The organism is Gallibacterium melopsittaci (assembly GCF_042433085.1).
Lineage (GTDB): Bacteria > Pseudomonadota > Gammaproteobacteria > Enterobacterales > Pasteurellaceae > Gallibacterium > Gallibacterium melopsittaci.
Genome location: NZ_JBHLWA010000049.1, coordinates 37,034 through 60,377, shown reverse-complemented (window position 1 = coordinate 60,377; position 23,344 = coordinate 37,034). Strand labels below are relative to the sequence as shown.

Genomic DNA, 23,344 nt, shown 5'->3' with positions numbered 1-23,344 from the left:
AACCTCATGATATCTTTTCAACGATCTCCCTCAGAACTCAACTCATCCGCTACTACTTCCGCCTGTTGCAATACAAACTCAATCGCAGCAGATTGTAAGTCTGGTGGATATTTATATTTAAGCAGTACTCGGCGAATCAAAACCCGCATTTTGGCACGCACTGATTCTTTATGCTGCCAATCAATACTAATCGATTTACGTAATGTCTTGGTGACTTCTTGTGCCAAATTGACCAATACTTTATCGCCCATCAACTCTACCGCACTTTGATTTTGTGCTAAGGCATCATAGAACGCCATTTCGGCAGCATTAAGCCCAAGTTGTTCACCTTTAGATAATTCTGCTTGTAAGGCTTTTGCCATTTCTACCAATTCTGTGATGATTTCCATCACGGTTAGATTGTGGTTGTGATATTGGTTCATCGCTTGTTTGAGTTTTTCCTCAAAACGTTTTTGCGTTGCTAAATTGCGTGCGGCTCTATCACGAATTTGGCCTTTCAGGTAGCCCTCTATCGATACCAACCATAAATCTTTACTGTCGCTTTTATCAATAATGCCTAAAAATTCATCGGATAATAAATTGATATTTGGGCGTTCTTGTTCGAGTAAATCGAATAAATCAACTACGCCGTCAGATTGAATCGCACGATTGAGTAATTTTAACAGTTGTAATTGACGTTCTTTGGCAGAGTGATTGCCATCATTTTCGGGTTTAACAATAGTCGCACGCACCGCATCATAAAATGCCAATTCCTGCCGATAAGGTTCAACTTGCGGTAATGAACCACAGAGTGATAAACCTTTTTTTGCTTGGCGAATGGCTTGTAAAAAGGCATTCTTGCGTGGTGTTTGGTCTTTACCGTGTTGAGGCGGTGGGGCAATTCTATCTAAACCGAGAATATGAGAAGCAGCTTGGCGAATAAGCGTTAAAATTTCTTGGGGTTCAGTGAGTGCTAATGCCTTTGCTATATCAATTATCTTACCATCAACAGGTGTTCTCATTTGATCACGAATAATGGCGACATATTCACACATCTTATCGAATACTGTATCAATATCGATTTTTACATCGCTTTTACCGCCTGCGTTGGTATATTGTTTAGTCGCTTGGCGTAATTCTTCGGTTAAGCCGACATAATCAACAATCAAGCCACCGTTATCACGACTTTTGTTTTTAAACACCCGATTCACTCGTGCAATCGCCTGCATCAAATTATGCCCTTGCATTGGTTTATCAATGTACATCGTATGGCAACAAGGGGCATCAAATCCCGTTAGCCACATATCACGCACAATCACCATTTTTAGCGGATCATCTGGATTTTTAAAGCGTTTTTCCAGTTCTTTTTTCTGTTCACTAGAGTAGATATGTGGTTGCATCTCTTCGGGATCGCTAGCAGAACCTGTCATCACAATTTTTATCGCACCTTGATGAATATCATCGCTATGCCAGTCGGGACGCAGTTTTATAATCTCATTATAGAGTTTGACGCAAATTCGCCGACTCATCACTACAACCATCGCCTTACCATCGGCTAATTGGGTGCGGGTTGCAAAATGTTGTACCAAATCTTTAGCTAATTTTTCCAAGCGACTATCGGCACCCATTAACTGTTCACGCAAGCGGAAGTTATAGCTGTTTTTATCTTCATCAATCAGATTTTGTGCTTCAGCAATCGCTTGTTGATATTCTTTGCTTTCGCTTAATGTAATTTGGCGCGCTTCATAGATAATCGGCACCGTTGCCCCATCTTCCACCGCATCGTGAATATCATAAATCGACACATAACGCCCAAAAACTTCTTGAGTGTCTTTGTCATCAAGGCTAATCGGCGTTCCTGTAAAACCGATAAATGAAGCGTTCGGCAAGGCATCACGCAAATGTTTGGCATAACCGACACGATATTCACCATGTTCATTCAGTTTGGCATTAAAGCCATATTGCGAGCGGTGTGCCTCATCGCTAATCACAATAATATTATGGCGATCATTTAGGGCAGGGTGGCGACTTTCGCCCTCAACCAAGGCAAATTTTTGAATGGTGGTAAAAATCACACCGCCACTTTCTCGTTTTGCTAGTTCTTGACGTAATGCTTCACGCCCATCGGCTTGAATCGGTTCTTGGCGAATAATCTCTTTGCCTGTGCTAAAAGTGGCGAACAGTTGACCGTCTAAGTCGTTGCGATCGGTAACCACCACAATAGTGGGATTTTGTAGTTCAGCTTGGCTCATCAGTTTGCCTGCATAAAAAAGCATCGAGAGCGATTTACCCGAACCTTGCGTATGCCAGACCACACCGATTTTTTGGCTATGTTGTTCGTGAGCGGCAATCGTGCATTCTACCGCCTCATTCACCCCATAAAATTGATGATACGCTGCCGATTTTTTGATAACCATTCCTTTGGTATTAGTTTCAAAGGTAATAAAGTAATGGATATAGTCCAAAATATTTTCAGGTAACATTAAGCCGTTTAATAAGCCAGACAACTCATCCGAGAAATCAATGCGTTGGCTTTGTTGTTTTTCATCAACCACTTTCCACGGCATAAAGCGGGCAAAATCTGCGGTTAGTGAGCCAGCTCGTGCGGTGGTACCATCGGAAATAATTTGTAATTGGTTATAGATAAATAGATCGGCAATATCTTGTTGATAAGTTTGTAGTTGGTTAAATGCTTTTTGTAAATCGGCTTGTACATCTAATGGATTTTTAAATTCAAATACGATTAATGGTAAGCCATTGATAAAGCAGATTAAATCGGGAATGCGTTTGCCACGTTTGCCTGTAATTTCAAATTGATTGACAGCAAGCCAGTGATTATTTTCGGTATGTTGAAAATCAATTAAGCGAGCATATTCAACTTTTTCTTCGCCAGTTGGAGCAATATAACGCACAGGTACGCCTTGTTTCAGGTAGCCATAAAATTGTTTATTGCGTTCGGCGAGGTAATTTTGTTCAAAATGGCGAATAGTTTTGACGACTTCATCGATACTGTCCGGCGGTAGTTGCGGATTGAGTTTGGCGATAGCGTCGTGCAATAGGGGCGATAAAATCACTTCTTGACTATTTTCCCGCCAAGGATACTGGCAATCCGCTAAAATTTCTTTGCCGTAAGCATATTGCCAACCGAGATTTTGCAGGGTATCAATGGCTTGTTGTTCTATCACAGATTCGTTAATGCCGAGTTTCATAGCTCAATCTCTCTCTTTAATGATGTAGATTAGATTTTTAAATTTCGCAATATATATGCACTACTAAGATATTGGAATATCCGATCTACACTCTAGTAATTATCTAACTTATATTGGCAATATGAACACATTTCATTTAAAATATCCGTCGTATTTTCACACAAAGGACATATATGATTAGCTTCGTGTCCACAACTTGCACACATTTCTTCTTCATATATATATGTTTCTTCACCACATTCAGGGCAATAAGTTAAAGGATCGTCTTCTCCATCTTTTATAGCGAAATGCCTTTCTACAGAGTAATGATTTTCTATAGCTAAAATAGCTATTTCTTCGTAAGTAAATTCACCTTTGCAAGATTGACATATATAATTTACTGTATCTGCATTGCTATTTAATGATATTGGAAGAATACATTCTGAACCACATTTAGGGCAATTAGCTTTATTTATTATAATATTTGCTACAGTATTATTGAAAAATGTTAGGCTCTCTAAAGACTTTTGACAGGTTTGTTTATGATCAATATATATTTGAACTTCTGTCATTAAAAACTCCCAATATGTATCGCCGATTAGTTTCTGAGGATTTTCTTTTAAATGTTCAATGATAAAATCACGCATTATTGGAAAAAGTTTAGATATGATTGTACGAATTGAATCAATGTTTGTTTCTTCAAAATAATGCTCAATATTGTTTCTTATTTCGTTTGCTTTATCAAATTCATTCCAGTTTACAGAGATGTTCAAATTTTTAAATCTTTCTTTTATAGAGCGAACATCAACTGTCTTTTTTCCATTTCCTAACCAAATTATTTCACCATCATTATTTAAAGTCGGTAAAATACGTTCTTTAATCAATATCTCATTACTACCCATAGGGCTCAATAGTACAAGTTTATGCTTAAATAATAAAAGCATACCAGCAAATAAATTTCTCATTGATGAGTAAACTCTTTTGGGATTGTCAGGAATTTGTTCGAAATCTTCAATACCCAGTTGAATTGATAAAATTGCATTATTTAAAATATTCATAAAAAATCCTTAAAGGTTATATGCTATAAAATAATTAAATATTTTATATAATGTTGCCTTGTAGGTCGGATTTTTAAATCCGACATTTCGTGATTTCTGTTCATTTCTTTGTCGGATATAAATATCCGACCTACTCAATTTCATAACTCAATCTCCCCATTTAATAATTTTGGTAATAAGGTATCTCTTATTTCAGATAGATAATAGGTTTCATCTGTATTTTTATAAATGTAAAAATATTGGTGTTTTACGGTCATATCAAATATATCTAATATGTTTTTTGATGGAATAAGTACTTTTAATTTTGATAAATTTTGTATTGTGATTTGAGGTTGAACAGAACCAGATGAAAAAATAGATAAATCTATATTTTTTAAATAATTTTCTAAAAAAAATAAATTCAGACTACTGTTGCTATATTCTACAATAAGAGAGTTACTAGTGATAAAAGAGAAAGGAGCACTCACCGATACTTTTCCAACAGTTCCACGACAACCAATTAATACTTGTCTATCTTTATATAGATACGTGTCGTGATACCCAATCACTCCATTTGCTCCATAGACAGGATATCCTGATAATTTTAATTTATTTTTAGGTAAGCCTTTACCATAAACAACCCTACATACATTGCTAATTCCATCTATTTCCCACCCTTTCGGGATTTTACCCAATTCACTCTCTACAAATTCACTAGGGAAAGCGGCGGCGGTTTGTTTGAGTTGCTCATAGGCTGGCGAATTTTCTTTTGCCAAGGCGTGAATTTGCTCGATGTTTTTTCCGCTAATACTTGCCATGGCTGCCAGTTCGGCTTGCTCAGTAGTTTGTCCGTTTGCAAGGGCATTGGCTTTGGCATGTACCGGGGCAAAGTCGATAAACCAATGTTTAAAAATAGCTTGTGCAATAGCTTCTAAAGTTTGGTTAGTTTCGGTGTTGAGTTGGATTTTTTTATCTAATACAGACAATTGTTTAACAATTTTATCTTGAATATCAAAACTAGGAATAAAAAGAGGATATTTTAAAACATCACCAATTTTCATATTTAATTGAACAGAAGTTCCACCTGATATGCCATCAATATAGTTAGCAAAATTTTGTGATTTAAAAACATAATAAATATACTCAGGAAGAACTTTGTCTTTTTTTACTCTTATTCTAAGTAATCCATTATTAAAAACAGCATTCATATTTTGACGAACTAAAAAGCTAATTCCCGTAGAACAAGTCCTAGCCATGATAATATCGTCTTTTATTAGTTGATATTTTTCCCAATCCTGCGGTTTTACCTCTGTAAACCCCCAATGAGAAATATCTTTGTTTTGCGAAATATCCTGTATTCTCAAACAGCGAATATCTGTTTCAAAATTTACTATAGGTGCTCTACGAATAGCATCTAAACCAGTATTAGCCGTTTCTACTACATCGGATAATAAAACTTGTTCCATCATTTTCCCCCAAATATCGCTAAATTTTGTTGAATTTGTTGTTCCAACTTTCGTCCTTCTGCAAACTGTTGGTTTAGCTGTGCGGTAAGTTCAGCAATTTTTTCAGCAAATGGAATACCGTCATCTTCTTGTTCTTCTGCTCCAACATAACGACCTGGCGTTAATACAAACTCATTCTTTTGAATTTCTTCTAGGCTGGCGGAATAGCAAAATCCTGCAATATTTTCATAATTTTTTTGTTGTTGCCATGCGTGGTAGGTGTCGGCGATTTTGGCAATATCTTCAGCGGTAAAATCACGCAAAACACGGTCTTTCATATAACCAATTTGGCGTGCGTCAATAAATAACACTTCGCCTTTACGGGCTTTGGCTTTGTTTAAAAACCAAATACAGGCAGGAATTTGCGTATTGGTAAACAGTTGTCCCGGCAATGCCACCATACATTCCACAAAATCGGCTTTAAGCAGATTTTCACGAATCACGCCTTCATTGTTGGTTTGGCTACTCATCGAACCATTGGCAAGCAACAAGCCCATTTTGCCCTTTGGCGAAAGATGGAACAGCATATGTTGCAACCAAGCAAAGTTGGCATTGCCATTTGGTGGGGTGCCATATTGCCAGCGAGGATCGCCTGCGAGGCTTTCGCTCCACCAATCATTCATATTAAACGGCGGATTTGCCATCACAAAATCCATCTTTTTATCGATATGTTGTGGATTGGTGAAGCTGTCGGCATTACCTTTACCAAAATCAAATTCAATACCACGAATTGCCATATTCATTGCGGCAAGTTTCCATGTGGTCGGGTTGTATTCTTGCCCATAAATAGAAACATCATTGATTTTGCCTTGATGGGCTTGGATAAATTTTTCCGTTTGTACAAAAAATCCACCCGATCCCATTGCAGGGTCATAGACACGTCCTTTGTACGGCTCAAGCATAGCAACAATTAAGGTAACAATCGATTTTGGTGTGAAATATTGTCCACCTTTCTTGCCTTCGGCGAGGGCGAATTGCCCAAGGAAATATTCATAAACGTGTCCGAGAATATCTTTTGCTGCCAAAGAAACAGGTTCGCCGTTATAAGTCGGTTTGCTAAAGCTGGTATCGGAAAATAGATCAATCAAGCTAATTAAGGTTTTTTCATCGACTTGATAACTAGAAATACGTTGGATAATGCCTTTGAGTTTGTCATTTTCACGCTCAATCGCCGCAAAAGCATCATCAATCATATTGGCAACGCCTTTGAACTTACTACCCCAAGGTAAGTCGGCACCTTTGGCAAGGCGTGCGTATTTTTTTAGATTGTCCCAACGGGCTTCTATCGGCACCCAAAAGATATTTTCAGCGGTGTAATAATCCCGAATTTCTAATTCATCATTTAATAATTGTTGATAACTTTCTTCATCATAGTCATCAGGATCAATATATAAGTCGTGGTTGGGATTTTGTAAATTGGCGGTGAGTTTGTCTTGGAAAGCGGTGAAATTATCGGAAATATATTTGAGAAAAATAAAACCTAAAACAACGTGTTTATAGTTAGCTGCATCAAGCTGTTGGCGGAGTTTATCGGCGGATTGCCATAATCTATTATCAAGTTCGTTTAAAAAGGCTTGACCAGCCAGATTATCAGCAATTACGCTTGTCTGTCTGTCTGTCTGTCTGTCTGTCTGTCTGTCTGTCTGTCTGTCTGTCTGTCTGTCATAGTGTAAGCTCCTTGAAAATTGGTTGTAATGATCGACCCGTTATTATTACAAATTATATTGGAGAATCAATAGGCTATTGTTGCTAAGTGAGTTTAGGTTTCGCCCTAAAAGATGACATACCTTTTAGGGATCTGACAGAGAGTAATTATTGGAGTTAGTTTTGTTTGTAAACTTACTTTATAAAGGAATACTACTAAAAAATACCAATAGCACTGGTACCAATAAATTGATAATAAAACCGAAACTTAACGCTAATGGTACGGCTTCTACGCCACCTGAACGTTGAATAATAGGTAGGGTACAGTCTAAAGCGGTAGCACCCGCTAAACCCACGGCGGTAGCACGATAATGTCGCATAAATAACGGAATTAAGAATAGACTAGCGATTTCACGTGATAAATCATTAAAGAATGCAATACTACCCCAGATTGGTCCCCAAGCATCATTTAATAATACGCTGGAAAGCGAATACCAGCCCATACCAGATGATACCGCTAGCCCTTGTGAAATCGGTAAACTTAAACATAAAGCAGCAATAATACCGCCTACTAATGAACTAATCGTAAATACAATAGAGATCCCGATACCGTGCTTATTAAAGAATACTTCACGTAAATTGATGCCACTATTACGCAGTTGGATGCCGACCAATAAAATCAAAATGATTAAAACATAAGTGCTTGAACCGTGAGGAATCAGGAAATAATTTTTGCTTAACAAACCAAATACGAAACCAACTACCACCATACTGCACATTTTAGTGGAATCCCAAATCAGTTTGAGTCTTGAGGGCATATTTTTGGTTGCTTTTGTTGCTGGTGCAGGGTAACGGCGATCATATAACGCTAAACTGGCAATATTTAACCCATGAATAATTAAGCTAAAGACGACAGCTTTCATCGCAATACTTGGCAAAGTTTGTGCAAGATTATCTAATTGTCCTAATGAACATCCCATCACAAATAAAATCAGGTATAACAACACCATAATGCCTTTATTGATCCAGTGAATAAATGTGACGTTGTTACTTTTAATTAAATAACCTAAAAATAATGGGACTAAGACAATCGCTAAACTTTCTAACATATCGAGTAAAAAATAAGGTGAAAAATAATAGAAAGGCGTCAATGTATCGGGTATTAGTGGTCAATGTCAAATAAATTAGTATTTTTCAGATTTTGCTTTAGAAGTTGAAATTTAATTCTTCTTAAAATTCGGCGCATCAGTAATCTGATGATATTCAGTATCTATTGGTACTATATGTTAAGATGATACGCAAAAAAACAAATAAGGATTCTGATATGTATCTAAAACAGATTGAAGTCGTAGGATTTCGAGGTATCCACCGCTTATCCTTCCAATTACGTTCCAATATGGTGTTGATTGGTGAAAATGCGTGGGGAAAAACCAGTTTATTAGATTTACTTAGTTTAATTTTTAATAAAGAAGCGGAGCCTTATCAATTCCAAGCCGATGATTTTTTCTATCGTGTACAAGACAATGAAGCACAAAAAATGACTTCAATTAATCTCTTATTTACTTTTAGTGAATCTTCTCCACAAGAGCTACAACAACCGACACAACATTTTTTAATGGCAGTTGCTATGGAACATGAAGATGGTTTTGCTCGGATTTATTTGCGTGTTTTTGGTGAACGAACTGCATCAGGCGATATTGTTACAACTTATAGTTTTATTGATCAACAGGGTAATGTGGTATCGCTAGAACCAGCACAACAAAGTAAATTAGTCGCCAGATTATTACAACGACATACCGTTTATCGTTTTCGTGATGCGCGTTTATCGAAGCAGGCTTTTGATCTGCAACCTATTCAATGCAGTAAAAATCTTACTCCTGAAACAGTTGCTGCTTTTTCAGCGGTGATGACCCTATTGCGTTATTACTTTATTTTAGAACGTAAACCACAAGTTATGGTTGGTGATACCAGTGTATTATGGCAACAAGCGAAAAAATTGGCGGAACAATTACGGGTAGGTGATGAAAAATTAAGACGCTACTTTTTTGTTTATTTAGTGAAACACTTTCTACCAGAGGATAAAAGCCTATTTTCCCAAGTCAGCAACCCGATTTTACTGTTTGAAGATCCAGAATCACGTTTACATCCTCGCTTAATGGCAATTATGTGGGAATTATTAAGTTATATTCCATTACAACGATTAGTGACAACCAATTCAGTTGAATTGTTATCGAATGTGCCATTACATTCTATCTGTCGATTAGAACGAGGCGAGGAGCGAATTCAATCTTATCAATTAGATCGCCACGATTTAGGTAAAGTTGATCTACGGCGTTTAACATTTCATATTCACTATAATCGTAGCTTAGCGTTATTTTCACGAGTTTGGATGTTTGTTGAAGGGGAAACTGAAGTTTGGATTCTCAATGAGCTAGCCAAAGTATTAGATATTAATTTAGAAAATGAGGGAATTCGGATTGTTGAATTTGCTCAATGTGGGATTAAGCCATTGATTAAATATGCAAATTTAATGGGAATTGGTTGGCATTTATTGACCGATGGTGATGAAGCTGGACGAAAATATGCCACGATTGCCGAAGAGTTATTACAAGAAAATGAACACGCATTGGATAAAATCACGATGTTACCGAAGCGAGATATTGAGCATTATTTTTATGATAATGGCTTTGAAGAAGTGTTTAAACATCTTGCTCGTTTACCAGAAAAATACAATTATTCAAAATCACAAATTATTCAACGTGCTATTCAAAATACCTCTAAACCAGATTTAGCTTTAGCGATTGTTAAGGTAGTAAAACAGAGTAATAACCAGTTAATCCCCGTTTTGTTTCGCCGTCTTTTTTCTAAAATGTTGCTAATTGCAAAAGAGCAGGGAGCATAAAAAAACAAAAAATTTCCGCCAAAAATTTGAGGAGTTTTGCTAGAATTAAAAGGAAAAGCCTGTGATTGCTTTTCCTTTCTTTTTTTATTTATTTTACAGGTGTTTTTTTATGCAAAATCAAAGCCTTTTGGCGAAATTTTTTCACTTGGAACAACATAATACCAATGTGAAAACAGAAATTATCGCTGGGATCACAACTTTCCTCACAATGGTCTATATCGTATTCGTTAATCCATCAATTTTAGGGGTGGCAGGAATGGATACGAAAGTTGTCTTCGTTACTACCTGCTTAATTGCTGCTTTTGGTAGTATTTTTATGGGATTATTTGCCAATTTACCTGTCGCTTTAGCGCCAGCGATGGGACTAAATGCTTTCTTCGCTTATGTCGTAGTGAGTAAAATCGGTTTATCTTGGCAAGTTGGAATGGGAACAATTTTCTGGGGTGCAGTTGGCTTATTGGCATTAACCTTGTTCCAAATTCGTTATTGGTTAATCTCTTCAATTCCGCTTAGCTTGAGGGTAGGGATTACTGCAGGTATCGGTCTGTTCATTGCATTAATGGGATTCCATAATGCGGGAATTATTGTCCCAAATGAAGCAACCTTGATGTCTTTAGGTGATTTACATTCCCCAACCGTATTATTAGGTATTTTAGGCTTTTTTATTATTGTGATTTTAGCCTCTAAAAATATCCACGCTTCTGTTTTAATCTCTATTGTTGTGACAACAGTCTTATCATTATTACTTGGTAAAACCCAATTCCAAGGGGTCTTTTCTATGCCACCAAGTATTACCTCTGTTGTTGGCCAAGTTGATTTGATGGGAGCTTTACGTGGTGATTTACTAGGAATTATTTTCTCCTTTATGTTGGTTAACCTTTTCGATTCTTCAGGAACATTACTTGGCGTAACCGATAAAGCTGGAATTAGTAATGCACAAGGGACTTTCCCAAAAATGAAACAAGCCTTATATGTGGACAGTATTAGTTCAGTTACAGGTGCTTATTTAGGAACTTCCTCTGTTACTGCTTATATTGAAAGTAGTGCAGGCGTGTCAGTAGGTGGTCGTACAGGATTAACAGCAATTGTTGTCGGTATTTTATTCTTATTGGTGATCTTTATTTCACCATTAGCCTCAATTGTGCCACCTTATGCAACAGCGGGTGCATTAATTTATGTGGGCATTCTGATGTCATCTATTTTGATTAAAGTGCGTTGGGATGATCTTACTGAAGCAACGCCAGCATTTATTACGGCTGCAATGATGCCATTTACTTATTCTATCACTGAAGGTATTGCACTTGGCTTTATTAGCTACTGCATTATGAAACTCTTTACTGGCAAAGCAAAAGAGGTCAGTGTGCCAGTATGGTTAATTGCCGTATTATTCTTACTTAAAATTATCTTTATAGATTAAGGATTTATTATGCAAAAACTCCTTTATATCTTGAATGATTCGCCATATAGCGGAGAAAAAACATTTAATGCATTACGTTTTGCGTTGGCATTAAAAGAAGAACACGCAAAAGAAGTTGAAATGAAAATTTTCTGTTTTTCTGATGCGGTATTATCTGGATTAAAAGGACAAAATCCAAAAGAAGGGGCAAATGTACAAGAGTTATTAACGATTTTAACGGGGTTAGGCGTTGAGGTAAAACTTTGCACTACTTGTACGAATGCACGAGCGGTATCACAACATCCATTAATTGATGGTGTTACGCTTGGTACTTTAGCTGATGTCGCAGAATGGACATTGTGGGCAGATAAAGTCCTTACTTTTTAATATGAAATAACCAAAACGCCGATTGTGATAGATCGGCGTTTTCCTCTCTAACAATAAGATAAATAATGAAAACACAACTGAATCCAATATCTCTTCCATTAGCACAAAATAATGTGATTGAAGCCTCTGCGGGTACTGGAAAAACCTATACGATGGTAACACTGTATTTACGCTTATTACTGCAAGCTGGCGAGAATAATTTTCCACAACCATTAGATATTGAGCAGATTTTAGTCGTAACTTTTACCAAAGATGCGACCAAAGAACTACGTCAACGGATTAATCAACGGATTCAGTTATGGTTAAAACAGCTACAACAATATCAACAGCAGCAAGATAAAACATTAATTAGCGATCAGGAATTACTTAAATTATTACCTTTTATTGAAGCTAATTTGCCTTTAGCTATTCAACGTTTAACCTTTGCGTCTCAATATATTGATCGAGCAGCAATTTTTACTATTCATAGTTTTTGCCAACGTATTTTACGCCAATATGCCTTTGATTCTGGTTTATCCTTTGAATTTTCTGTAGGTGAGAAGGACAAAGAACGTTTACGTCAAATCAATTATCAATTATGGCGAGAACAATTTTATTCTCTAGATAGCGAACAAGCCGAATATGTTGTGAAACTATTTGGATCACCAGATAAGGTATTTGATAAATTTGAAAAATTGCTATCTGGTGAGATGCCGCAAATTACGCAAAAACTATTATTTGATGATTTAGCATCAGGTTTAGCCTATTACCAGCAACAGCTAGCGAAATTTAAGTCGATTGAAGCGGCATATTTAGCAGATTTTAAAGTGTGGTATGAACATAAAAATTCAGCCATTCAAAAAGTGAGTCTGAAAAGAATTCAAAGTTATTTAACACCAGAAAAAGATATTGAATTACAGTTAAAAAAGGCAAAACAATTAACAGAAATTAAATTTTATAAAGGAGAAGTTATCTCACTACCATCACTTATCCTTGAATTAGAAAAATTTTTTACACAATTTTCGCAAGAAACTTATGTTGCCAGTATGAATTATCTGTATATTCAGTTATTGCGGGAACGTCTTTTTAGTTATCAAGATAGCCATAATGAGAAAAACTTCGATGATCTATTACGTTTATTGCGAGATGCCCTATATAAACCACAAGCAGAGAAATTAATCCGTCTTATTCGTCAACAATATCCGTTTGCGATGATTGATGAGTTTCAAGATACCGATCCGATTCAATTAGCGATTTTTGAGAAAATTTATCTGATTACAAAGCCAGATTATCCATTAGCTAGCTTTACGGTTATCGGCGATCCTAAACAGGCGATTTATCGTTTTCGTGGTGCCGATATTTTTACTTATTTATCTGTTATGGATAGTCAGCGTGAACATAGTATTACTAATGTTTATACCTTGCAGCATAATTATCGTTCTGCAGTAGGGTTGATCGAAAGTTTGAATCAACTTTATACCCAAGCAGAGAATCCATTCTACTTAAAAAATATTGAATTTCCGCCTATTCAAGCCCATAACCAAGGTTATCTTGAGATAAATGGGGCAAAGCAACCAGCGTGGCAGATGTTGCAATTAGCAGAAGAGCATAAGAAAAGAGAATCGTACCAACGTGCAATCGCAGAAATGTATGCGAACTATCTACAACAATTACTTAAATTATCTGAACAGCAACAAGCCTATTTTGTTGAAGATCCTGAAAATGCAATACAGCGGAAAATTGCTGCACAAGATATTGCTATCTTAGTGCGAAATGGAAAAGAAAGTCAGATTATTCGTACAGCATTAGCTAAAAAAGGAATAGCATCAGTTTATTTATCTGAAAATTCGAATGTTTTTGATAGCGTCATTGCCCAAAATTTATATTTGGTATTACAAGCTTGTTTTACGCCATTTAACGAACGAGCCGTCCTATCAGCGATTGGTTCTACTCTATGGGCATTTTCGGCTGCAGAGATCTATCAACTCAAAGAAAATGAAGAGCAGTGGGCAGAATTGATTGAGCGTTTATTGGTATATCGTCATATTTGGCAAACTCAAGGCGTGTTACCGATGTTGTATAAGTTATTTCAAACCGAAAAAATTCCACAACGCTTACAACAATTTGAGTTAGGAGAACGTTATTTAGTGGATTTATTGCATTTAAGTGAGCTACTGCAACAAGCAATGAATCAACAACAAAATGAAGAAGCACTGTTAAATTGGTATCAACAACAGCTTAGTGACAAAGCGAGTACTGAAGAAAATCGATTACGCCTAGAACGAGAACAAGAGGTGATAAAAATTATCACCATTCATAAGTCAAAAGGGTTGGAATTTCCGTTAGTCTGTTTGCCATTTATTATGACACCTTCAGATCGTATAACACGAGAAGACGTGTCTTTTTATCATAATGGGGAAAATCAACTCATTTGGGATATTGCGAAAACAGAAAATGGACAGGTGGATTTAGAAAACCGAGCGGAAAATATGCGACTGTTGTATGTGGCATTGACTCGAGCCAAATATCAACTCATTGTCGGCGTTCCGTCATCACCATTTCCTCAGGATAAAACGACAATAGAAAAATTGACGCCTTTGGATTACTTATTAGTGCAGGGGGAAACGTTAGCAACTGAGTCGAGTTATCTGGCATTATTTGATCGGGCTTTGTCGTCAGAAAATTGGCAAATCCTCAATGAAATTGAACTATTGGAATACGATCCATGGCGACCAAATTTATTTCATCAACAAGCGATTACTGTACAAACGTTTGAGCAAAATATCGAGAAAAATTGGCGAGTTACTAGCTTTACTGCCTTACAAGCGAGATTACAAGCAATTTATAATGAGCATTTTATTGATCTTGCCCAAGATTATATTGATCAAGAAGTTCAGCTAGAAGCAGAAGTATTAGCAGAACCGTCCGAGCAGTTAAGTGCAGCTTTGTATCCAGTTAATTTTTCTCCATTTGACTTTCCAAAAGGAGCTAATGTTGGTGAATGTCTGCACCGTTATTTAGAAAATTTAAATTTTACTCAACCTATCGAGTTAGAAAGTTTTAAGCCATTATGTCAACTGCTTAATTTAACTGATGATTGGTTAATACCGTTACAAACTTGGTTTACCCAACTGGTAAACAAACCATTGCCTGAATTAGGTGCATTACAGCAAATTAGTTATAAAGATAAACTAATGGAATTACAGTTTTATCTTAAGTTAGGAAAATTATTTAATAATCAAAAATTTAACCAAATTTTGCATCAATATCATCCTTTATATGATCAACAGTATCCAATTCAAATTGATGAGATTCAGGGCTTTATTCGAGGTTTTATTGATTTAGTGGTTAGATATAACAATAGGTATTATATCATTGATTATAAAAGTAATTTTTTAGGTGATAAATTGAGTTACTATCAACCAGACAATCTGCAAAAAGTGATTTCATCACAACGTTATGATTTGCAATATCTGATTTATACTTTGGCGTTGCACCGTTATCTGAAATTACGTGATCCTGAGTATCAGTATGCGACACATTTTGGTGGTGTGTTTTATCTCTTTCTTCGTGGTATGGCAGTGGCAGATCATTCACAAACAGGCATTTTTTTCACAAAACCTGCCACTGAATTAATTGAAAAATTGGATCAACTTTGGGAATAACAATAATGTTAACAATCTTACGGCAGTTATGTGATGCAACGATTATTGAACAGATTGATTACTACTTTGCTAAGTTGATTTATCAACAAGGGACAACATTAGATCCTAAAGTAAATAATCTTGCTACCGTATTGGCTGCACTATTAAGTTTTTATCATCAACGTGGGCATAGTTGCTTATATTTAAGCGAAGAGTTGATTGCAGATCCATTTGAGTTGGCTTTATTACCAGAATGGGAGCCTCTACTGTATGAGTTACGTCAAGCATTATCGGTTATCCCTGTTTCTGAATGGCAAAAACAATTATTGTTGCATCCTGCTTTTTCTAGCGATAAACAGCAGGTAACACCGATTATATTTCGTGAGCTTGAACAGAATACAATCTGTTATCTCCATCGTATTTGGCAGGATGAACATTATATCGCCCAACGTTTAGCCAAGAGTCAAACGATTGCTCATACATCACAACAACTTACCTATATTGGGCAAATTTTATCCACACTGTTTACATCCACTGCCCCACAACCTGATTGGCAAAAGATTGCCGTAGCAACTGCATTTTCCAGAACGATCACCTTTATTTCAGGTGGGCCAGGTACAGGAAAAACCACAACAGTCGCAAAACTATTATTAGGCTTGCAGTGGTTACAACAATTACAACAACAACCACCATTATCGATTCGTTTAGCTGCACCAACGGGAAAAGCAGCAACTCGTTTAACGGAATCCTTGCATCAAGCAGTACAACAGATCCAATTACCACTGGATTTAACCACAGAATTACCACAAGAAGCAGCAACGATTTCCCGTTTATTGGGAATGAGACCAAATAGTCAACCAACTTATCATCAACAACGCCCATTAAATATTGATGTATTAGTGGTAGATGAAGCTTCAATGATTGATTTAACCACAATGGCACTGTTGCTGCGTGGTGTCCATCCAGATACAAGATTAATTTTCCTCGGTGATAAAGATCAATTAACTTCCGTTGAAGCTGGATCAATTATGGCAGAACTAGGGCAATTTCTACCATTAGCGTATAGCCAAATACAAGCAGACTATTTGCAGCGAGTCTGTGGTCAACATTTAGCTATTACAGCACAGCAAAATTTTATCCGTGATAGCTTATGTCATTTGCAATATAGCTATCGATTCAGCGTAGATAAAGGTATCGGGCAATTAGCTAATGCCGTTAATCAAGGGGAAGCAGAGCAGAGCTGGCAACTGTTTGATAATTATGATGATATTCAAGCCTTACCATTATTTAAATATCAGTTTGGTGAAAAGAATAACAAGATCGTGCAATTTGCTACTGCTTTATATCAAGAGTATTTTACCTTTATTCATCAACAAACCTGTTGGCATTTGCCACAGATTGCACAGGCTTTTGCATTATTTAAACGTTGTCGCTTATTAAGTGCCTTGCGAAGTGGTCCATTTGGGGTAGAACAACTTAATCAACAAATTGCCGACAAATTACGACAACAGAAACAAGTAACTTTCCGTGCTACCCATGAATGGTATTTAGGTAAGCCTGTGATCGTATTACAAAATGATCATAATGTGCGGCTATTTAATGGTGATATTGGTCTGGTATTGCCAGATGAACAGGGAAATTTGAAAGTCTGGTTTGAAACGGAACAAAGTTTTCGGGATGTGTTACCTAGCCGAGTTCCGAGTGCGGAGCCTGCTTATGTGATGACAGTACATAAATCACAAGGTTCAGAGTTTAATCATGCTGTATTAGTGTTGCCACAAGAGTATAATGCGTTGCTAACGAGAGAATTAATCTACACAGCGATTACCCGAGCAAAGGAATATTTCACTGTATTTAGTGATGAAGCGATTTGGCTAAATGCAGTGCGTAGTCGTACCTATCGTGCCAGTGGATTGGCTGCACAGATTAAACATTATTTTTATGGAGAGGAATAAGATGTTAGTCGCTATTCCAGCATTAAGTGATAACTATATTTGGTGTTATAGTCGAGATAATTTACACGCCCTATTAATCGATCCTAGTGAAGCAGATGTTGTGGAATCATTTTTTGCCAACTCATCTCTAAAATTAGAGGCGATTTTATTAACCCATAATCATTCTGATCATATCGGTGGAGTAGAAAAGTTACGTAAAATCTATCCTCATGTGCCTGTTTATGCTCCAGCAGAGGTTGGAATGCCATTAGCGACTCATATTATCAATGCAGGAATTTACCATACGCCTTATTATACGCTGCAAGTGTTGGCAACAGGTGGACATACTGCTGGGCATATTAGTTATGTTGTGGATAATCATCTATTTTGTGGTGATACCTTATTTTCCTTAGGCTGTGGACGAGTCTTTACAGGCGATTATGTACAAATGTTTACTTCTTTGGAAAAATTAAAGCAACTGCCAGATGAAACGATTGTTTGCCCTGCTCACGAATATACATTAAGTAATTTACGTTTTGTGCAATCCGTTGAGAATTCAGATGCTCTGGCAGCATATGCCAACAAAATTGAGAGCTTACGGCAACAACATCAGCCAACTGTACCAACGACATTAGGTTTAGAAAAGACATTAAATCCATTTTTGCGTTGCCAAAATGTAGAACAATTTAAGGCATTACGCCAAGCGAAGGATAAGTTTTAGGGTAAAAATAGGTTCTCAGATTGGTGATAAATCCAGTTTTTACCAAGATTTTTATAAAATCCTCAAATGTCTTGAGAAGGCAGACAAGATTTGCGGGCAAAAAACGTTTTATTTTGTAGAAAAATATCAGTTTTTTGCCGGAGAGAAAATCTTAAGAGTTTGTTTTTACTATTTATATTGTGCAAATTGGTTATGACAAGCGAGGAGTTGCTGCTTAGTCAACATAAATACGCCATCACCGCCATGTTTAAACTTAATCCATTCAAACGGTACAGTTGGGAATTGTGCAATTAAATGCACCATACTGTTACCGACTTCGCAAATTAAGACACCGTTATCATTAAGATAATCTGGTGCATTGGCAATAATCCGTTTTACTAAAATTAATCCATCATGACCAGCTTCTAAGCCTAATACTGGCTCATGCGAGAATTCTACTGGCATATCGGCGAGATCTTCTTCGTCAACATACGGTGGATTACTAACAATTAGGTCGTAACCATCTTGTGGTAAATTTTCAAAAAGATCAGATTGCAATGGGAAAACTTGGTGTTCCATATGGTGATGAGCTATATTCATTTCAGCGACATTTAACGCATCTAATGAAATATCTACTGCATCAATTTCGGCATTTGGAAATTTATCCGCACATGCAATGGCGATACATCCACTACCAGTACACATATCAAGAATACGTTTTGGTTCACTGCGAAGTACGCCAGTAAAACCATCTTGAATTAACTCGCCAATTGGAGAACGAGGAACCAATACACGCTCATCCACATAAAATTGTAATCCGCAAAACCAAGCAGAATGTGTTAAATAAGCAACTGGTTTACGAGTTTCAAGGCGTTCTATGACTAAAGCGAGTAATTTTTGTTTTTCAATATCCGTTAAGCGTGAATGATAAAGTTCACTTGGTACATCTAATGGCAAGTGTAAGGTTGATAAAACTAATTGTAGGGTTTCATCCCACGCATTATCAAAACCATGGCCATAAAAAATATCTGCTGCATTGAAATAGCTATATGTCCAACGGAGAAAATCTTGAATAGTGTGTAAATTTGATAATGGGGAATAGAGTTGAATTTCTTCAATAATTTCTTGATTATAAAGTTCTTGTTCAGACATAGACTTCATTGTTGATAAGTGAAAAAAGATGGCTATTTATACCATATTTTCGGCAAAAGGTGTTAGTTGTGTTAGAATGGCACGCTATTATAAATGATGAGGATAATAATGGATTTACAAGATCAGAGTTTATTTCAAGAATTTGTTAAAGGCATAAAACCACTAAAACAAGACACTGTCACATTTTCTACACAACCAAAACGTAAACTGCAACAACAGCAACAAATTAAAGAACTACGTGAAAAAGAAGATACTCTTTTCTATTTTTCAGATGAATATGAACCTTTGTTAGACGAAGAGGGCAAGCGTTATTTACGACCAGGCGATGATCACTATTTGTTAAAACGATTACGGCGTGGTGATTTTGTACCAGATCTTTTTTTAGATTTACATGGTTTAACACGAGAACAAGCGAAGCAGGAATTAGCTGCATTGTTACTGGCTTGTGAGAAAGAAAATTTACCTTGTGCCTGTATTATGACGGGATATGGAAGTTTTACCTTGAAAAATCAAATTCCACGTTGGTTAGTACAACACCCTAAAGTCATTGCTTTTCATCATGCAACTAAAGAGTGGGGTGGTGATGCCTCTTTTTTAGTATTAATAGAAGTTGAAGGGGATTTGAAACAGTTATAAGACGGATACGAGGAGGTATCCGTCTATATCTAATTATATCTGAGCAAGTTTAGTCGCAATTTGTGTTGCAATCCCTATAGCATCTAATTGTAATTGTTGACGAATTTCTTGCTGTGTACCTTGTGGGATAAAGTAATCTGGTAATCCTAATTGTAAGACAGCTGGCATTGTTCCTGGCAATGTCACTAATGCTTCTAATACCGCAGATCCTGCACCACCTTGAATCGCATTTTCTTCTAATGTCACAATGAGATCATAATGGTGTTTCACTGCTTGTAAGCAAGCTAAATCAAGCGGTTTAACAAAGCGCATATCAATTACTGCATAATTATATTGTTCTGCAACTTGTAAGGCTTCAGGTAATAATGTACCAAAATTTAAGATAGCAACTTTTTCTCCTTCGCGGATCGTTTTGGCTTTACCAATTTCGAGTTCCGCTAAAGGCGCTAACATTGCGCCGGTACCTGTACCACGAGGGTAACGAACAGCCGCTGGCTTACCACAATGATAACCAGTATAAAGCATTTGACGGCACTCATTTTCATCACTTGGTGTCATCACAATTAAATTTGGAATACAACGTAAATAACTTAAATCAAATGCACCTTGATGTGTTTGCCCATCGGCACCAACAATACCTGCTCGATCAATAGCAAATAAAACTGGTAAGTTTTGAATTGCCACATCATGAATGAGTTGATCATAAGCACGTTGGAGAAAGGTTGAATAAATGGCAACGACTGGTTTATATCCGCCAATAGCTAAACCTGCGGCAAAAGTCACTGCGTGTTGTTCGGCAATCGCAACATCAAAATATTGTTCAGGAAAACGTTGTGAAAATTCTACCATGCCAGAACCTTCACGCATTGCTGGAGTTATACCTATCAATTTTTTGTCTTGTTCTGCCATTTCGCACAACCATTTACCAAAAATATCGGAATAGGTTGGTGAGGTCGTTTTACTCTTTGGTAATTCACCACTTAAAGGATTAAATTTTGGCACACCATGGAATCCGATAGGATCTCGTTCAGCAGGTTCATAACCTTTGCCTTTTTTCGTGATCACATGTAAAAATTGAGGTCCTTTAAGGGTACGCATATTCCTTAATGTAGTAATTAACTCTTCAACATTATGACCATCAATTGGCCCAATATAATTAAAACCAAGTTCTTCAAATAACGTACCACCTGGTGAAATAAATCCTTTTACATGTTCTTCGGTTTTTTGCACAAATTCTTTAATCGGTGGAATGCCAGAAAGGATTTTTTTACCGCCTTCACGCAAAGAAGAATAAAACGATCCTGAAAGCAAACGTGCTAAATGATTATTTAATGCCCCCACATTTTCTGAAATTGACATATCATTATCATTTAAAATCACGAGCATATCTGTGTGTAATGCACCAGCATGATTCATTGCTTCAAACGCCATACCAGCAGTAATCGCACCATCACCAATGACACAAATTGTTTTACGCCCAGCATTTTCTTTTTGAGCGGCAATCGCAATCCCTAGTCCTGCACTAATAGATGTTGAAGAGTGCCCAACGCTTAAAACATCAAATGGACTTTCTTCACGCCAAGGAAATGGATGGATACCTCCTTTTTGGCGAATAGTATGCATTTGATCACGGCGACCAGTGAGAATTTTATGTGGGTAGGCTTGATGTCCAACATCCCAAATTAATTGATCAAACGGCGTATTAAAAACATAATGCAGTGCAACGGTTAATTCTACAGTACCTAACCCAGAAGCAAGATGCCCACTACTTTGGCTTACGCTATCTAATAAATATTGACGTAATTGATTGCAAAGCTCAGGTAACTGTTCTTTGGGTAATAAGCGTAAATCATCAGGAGAATTAATCTGTGATAAAAGTGAATAATTTGACATAGTTGTTATAAAATCCGTTAAAAATAGTTAATTCCGCCGTTGAATAATAAATTCTGCTAAAGCACGTAATGCAGTGGTATCAAAAGGTATTTGATCTAAGCAGTGAAGTGCCGTTTGGTAGAGATCTTGGGCTTTTTGTTTTGCTTGTTCTAATCCTAGTAATTGCGGATATGTACTTTTATGTGATTTTAAATCAGAACCCGCATTTTTACCTAATTCTTCATTATTGGAAGTAATATCCAAAATATCATCTTGTACTTGAAAAGCTAAACCAATCGCTTGTGAAAAAAGTATAAGTTTTTGTTTTAATTCTTGATCTTGATAGTAATCAGATGCATAAAAGCCAAGTAACACAGAAGCAGTAATCAATGCTCCCGTTTTATGGCGATGAATCCTTTCTAATTCCGCTAATGAAATTTGCTTATTTTCAGAAATTAAATCTAAACTTTGTCCTAAACACATTCCTTGTGCACCAGATGCGTGGGCGAGAAGAGTAATTTGCTGTATTTTTTGTGTATCAGTTAAAGGCGCTTGTGCTAATAATTCAAATGCGTAACTTTGCAACGCATCACCCGCTAAAATAGCAGTAGCTTCATCAAAAGCAATATGGCAAGTAGGCTGATTACGACGTAATGTATCATTATCCATTGCTGGCAAATCATCATGAATAAGTGAATAACAATGAATACATTCTATTGCACCAGCAAGATGATCGAGTTGTTCTAAAGAAACATTTAACATTCGTCCCGTCGCATAAACCAAAAATGGGCGGACACGCTTTCCGCCCAATAATAGACTGTAACGCATTGCTTCTGCTAAAGGAGCTGGCTTACTATCTAACAGGTCTAATTGTTGATGTAAGAATGTATTATTACGTTGTTGTAATGCAGATAAATCGTCTGAAAATTGATACATCGTCAAATCCTAACAAGGCTTTTTTAATTATTATAAATATTCTGTTTGGTAGTACAAATCAGATCAGGATTAAAAAGGAGAATCCTCGTCAATTTGTTGTTCGGAATTATTTGCTATATAAGGACTCAATTCCGCAGTTGCATTCTTCTCTAATAAAATTTGTACACGTTGTTCTGCATTCGTTAAACGCTCTTGTGCCTGTTTGGCAAGATGGACACCTTGTTCAAATTGTGCTAACGCATCTTCTAATGTTAAATCGCCTTGTTCAAGGCGATTCACGACCGTTTCGAGTTCCGTTAAAGTGCTTTCAAAGTTTAAAGTTTGTGTTTTTTTTCTCATAACTAACAAACATTTTGTTTTCAATGTGGCGTATTGTACCTAATTTAATGAAACTTTAGGTGGATTTTTTACGTTGTTTCTAATTTTCGTGTAGAATACACGCTTATTTTTGCA

Annotated in this window: 16 protein-coding genes; 7 read left to right on the top strand and 9 right to left on the bottom strand. The window is 36.6% G+C overall.

The genetic code is table 11. From position 1 onward, the window contains the following. Positions 1 to 17: 17 nt before the first annotated feature. From ACFFHT_RS10135 to ACFFHT_RS10115, 5 genes are all read right to left on the bottom strand, one after another. Positions 18 to 3,188 carry a type I restriction endonuclease subunit R gene (locus ACFFHT_RS10135; protein WP_382375876.1) on the bottom strand — a complete coding sequence of 1,057 codons (3,171 nt, stop codon included), beginning with the start codon at positions 3,186 to 3,188 and terminating at the stop codon, positions 18 to 20. Positions 3,189 to 3,280: 92 nt separating this feature from the next. After that, positions 3,281 to 4,225, bottom strand: a complete 945-nt coding sequence (locus ACFFHT_RS10130) for an FmdB family zinc ribbon protein (protein ID WP_382375874.1) — start codon at positions 4,223 to 4,225, stop codon at positions 3,281 to 3,283. A gap of 140 nt (positions 4,226 to 4,365) precedes the next feature. Beyond that, the gene (locus tag ACFFHT_RS10125) at positions 4,366 to 5,673 is read right to left on the bottom strand and encodes a restriction endonuclease subunit S (RefSeq protein ID WP_382375872.1); all 1,308 of its coding nucleotides are present in this window, start codon (positions 5,671 to 5,673) and stop codon (positions 4,366 to 4,368) included. Beyond that, positions 5,670 to 7,307 (bottom strand): class I SAM-dependent DNA methyltransferase, encoded by a 1,638-nt coding sequence (locus ACFFHT_RS10120; protein WP_382376135.1) that lies wholly within the window; start codon positions 7,305 to 7,307, stop codon positions 5,670 to 5,672. The genes ACFFHT_RS10125 and ACFFHT_RS10120 overlap by 4 nt, the downstream gene beginning before the upstream one ends. A 246-nt stretch (positions 7,308 to 7,553) precedes the next feature. Beyond that, positions 7,554 to 8,462, bottom strand: a complete 909-nt coding sequence (locus ACFFHT_RS10115) for a LysO family transporter (protein WP_382375870.1) — start codon at positions 8,460 to 8,462, stop codon at positions 7,554 to 7,556. Positions 8,463 to 8,677: 215 nt separating this feature from the next. Here ACFFHT_RS10115 and ACFFHT_RS10110 point away from each other — a divergent pair, with 215 nt between their 5' ends. From ACFFHT_RS10110 to gloB, 6 genes are all read left to right on the top strand, one after another. After that, a complete protein-coding gene (locus tag ACFFHT_RS10110) occupies positions 8,678 to 10,255 on the top strand; it encodes a DUF2813 domain-containing protein (protein ID WP_382375868.1) in 1,578 nt (525 codons plus the stop codon). A 109-nt stretch (positions 10,256 to 10,364) separates the two neighbouring features. Continuing rightward, positions 10,365 to 11,672, top strand: coding sequence for an NCS2 family permease (locus ACFFHT_RS10105; RefSeq protein ID WP_382375866.1), 1,308 nt, complete (start codon positions 10,365 to 10,367; stop codon positions 11,670 to 11,672). Positions 11,673 to 11,681: 9 nt separating this feature from the next. Further along, on the top strand, positions 11,682 to 12,038 hold the full coding sequence (locus ACFFHT_RS10100; protein WP_382375864.1) for a DsrE/DsrF/TusD sulfur relay family protein: 357 nt from the start codon (positions 11,682 to 11,684) through the stop codon (positions 12,036 to 12,038). A 65-nt stretch (positions 12,039 to 12,103) separates the two neighbouring features. Beyond that, on the top strand, positions 12,104 to 15,682 hold the full coding sequence (gene recB, locus ACFFHT_RS10095) for an exodeoxyribonuclease V subunit beta (RefSeq protein ID WP_382375862.1): 3,579 nt from the start codon (positions 12,104 to 12,106) through the stop codon (positions 15,680 to 15,682). A 5-nt stretch (positions 15,683 to 15,687) separates the two neighbouring features. Beyond that, on the top strand, positions 15,688 to 17,616 hold the full coding sequence (recD, locus tag ACFFHT_RS10090) for an exodeoxyribonuclease V subunit alpha (RefSeq protein WP_382375860.1): 1,929 nt from the start codon (positions 15,688 to 15,690) through the stop codon (positions 17,614 to 17,616). A 1-nt stretch (position 17,617) separates the two neighbouring features. Next, positions 17,618 to 18,316, top strand: a complete 699-nt coding sequence (gloB, locus tag ACFFHT_RS10085) for a hydroxyacylglutathione hydrolase (RefSeq protein ID WP_382375858.1) — start codon at positions 17,618 to 17,620, stop codon at positions 18,314 to 18,316. A 168-nt stretch (positions 18,317 to 18,484) separates the two neighbouring features. Here gloB and prmB read toward each other — a convergent pair whose 3' ends face one another. Further along, the gene (prmB, locus tag ACFFHT_RS10080; protein WP_382375857.1) at positions 18,485 to 19,447 is read right to left on the bottom strand and encodes a 50S ribosomal protein L3 N(5)-glutamine methyltransferase; all 963 of its coding nucleotides are present in this window, start codon (positions 19,445 to 19,447) and stop codon (positions 18,485 to 18,487) included. Between the two features lie 108 nt (positions 19,448 to 19,555). Here prmB and smrB point away from each other — a divergent pair, with 108 nt between their 5' ends. Next, positions 19,556 to 20,083, top strand: a complete 528-nt coding sequence (gene smrB, locus ACFFHT_RS10075) for an endonuclease SmrB (RefSeq protein WP_382375856.1) — start codon at positions 19,556 to 19,558, stop codon at positions 20,081 to 20,083. Between the two features lie 33 nt (positions 20,084 to 20,116). Here smrB and dxs read toward each other — a convergent pair whose 3' ends face one another. The 3 genes from dxs to xseB all read right to left on the bottom strand — a co-directional run bounded on the left by dxs (position 20,117) and on the right by xseB (position 23,230). Then, positions 20,117 to 21,976 (bottom strand): 1-deoxy-D-xylulose-5-phosphate synthase, encoded by a 1,860-nt coding sequence (gene dxs, locus ACFFHT_RS10070; protein ID WP_382375855.1) that lies wholly within the window; start codon positions 21,974 to 21,976, stop codon positions 20,117 to 20,119. Between the two features lie 27 nt (positions 21,977 to 22,003). Then, on the bottom strand, positions 22,004 to 22,891 hold the full coding sequence (ispA, locus tag ACFFHT_RS10065; protein ID WP_382375853.1) for a (2E,6E)-farnesyl diphosphate synthase: 888 nt from the start codon (positions 22,889 to 22,891) through the stop codon (positions 22,004 to 22,006). Positions 22,892 to 22,960: 69 nt separating this feature from the next. Beyond that, the gene (xseB, locus tag ACFFHT_RS10060; RefSeq protein WP_382375851.1) at positions 22,961 to 23,230 is read right to left on the bottom strand and encodes an exodeoxyribonuclease VII small subunit; all 270 of its coding nucleotides are present in this window, start codon (positions 23,228 to 23,230) and stop codon (positions 22,961 to 22,963) included. Positions 23,231 to 23,344 lie beyond the last annotated feature (114 nt).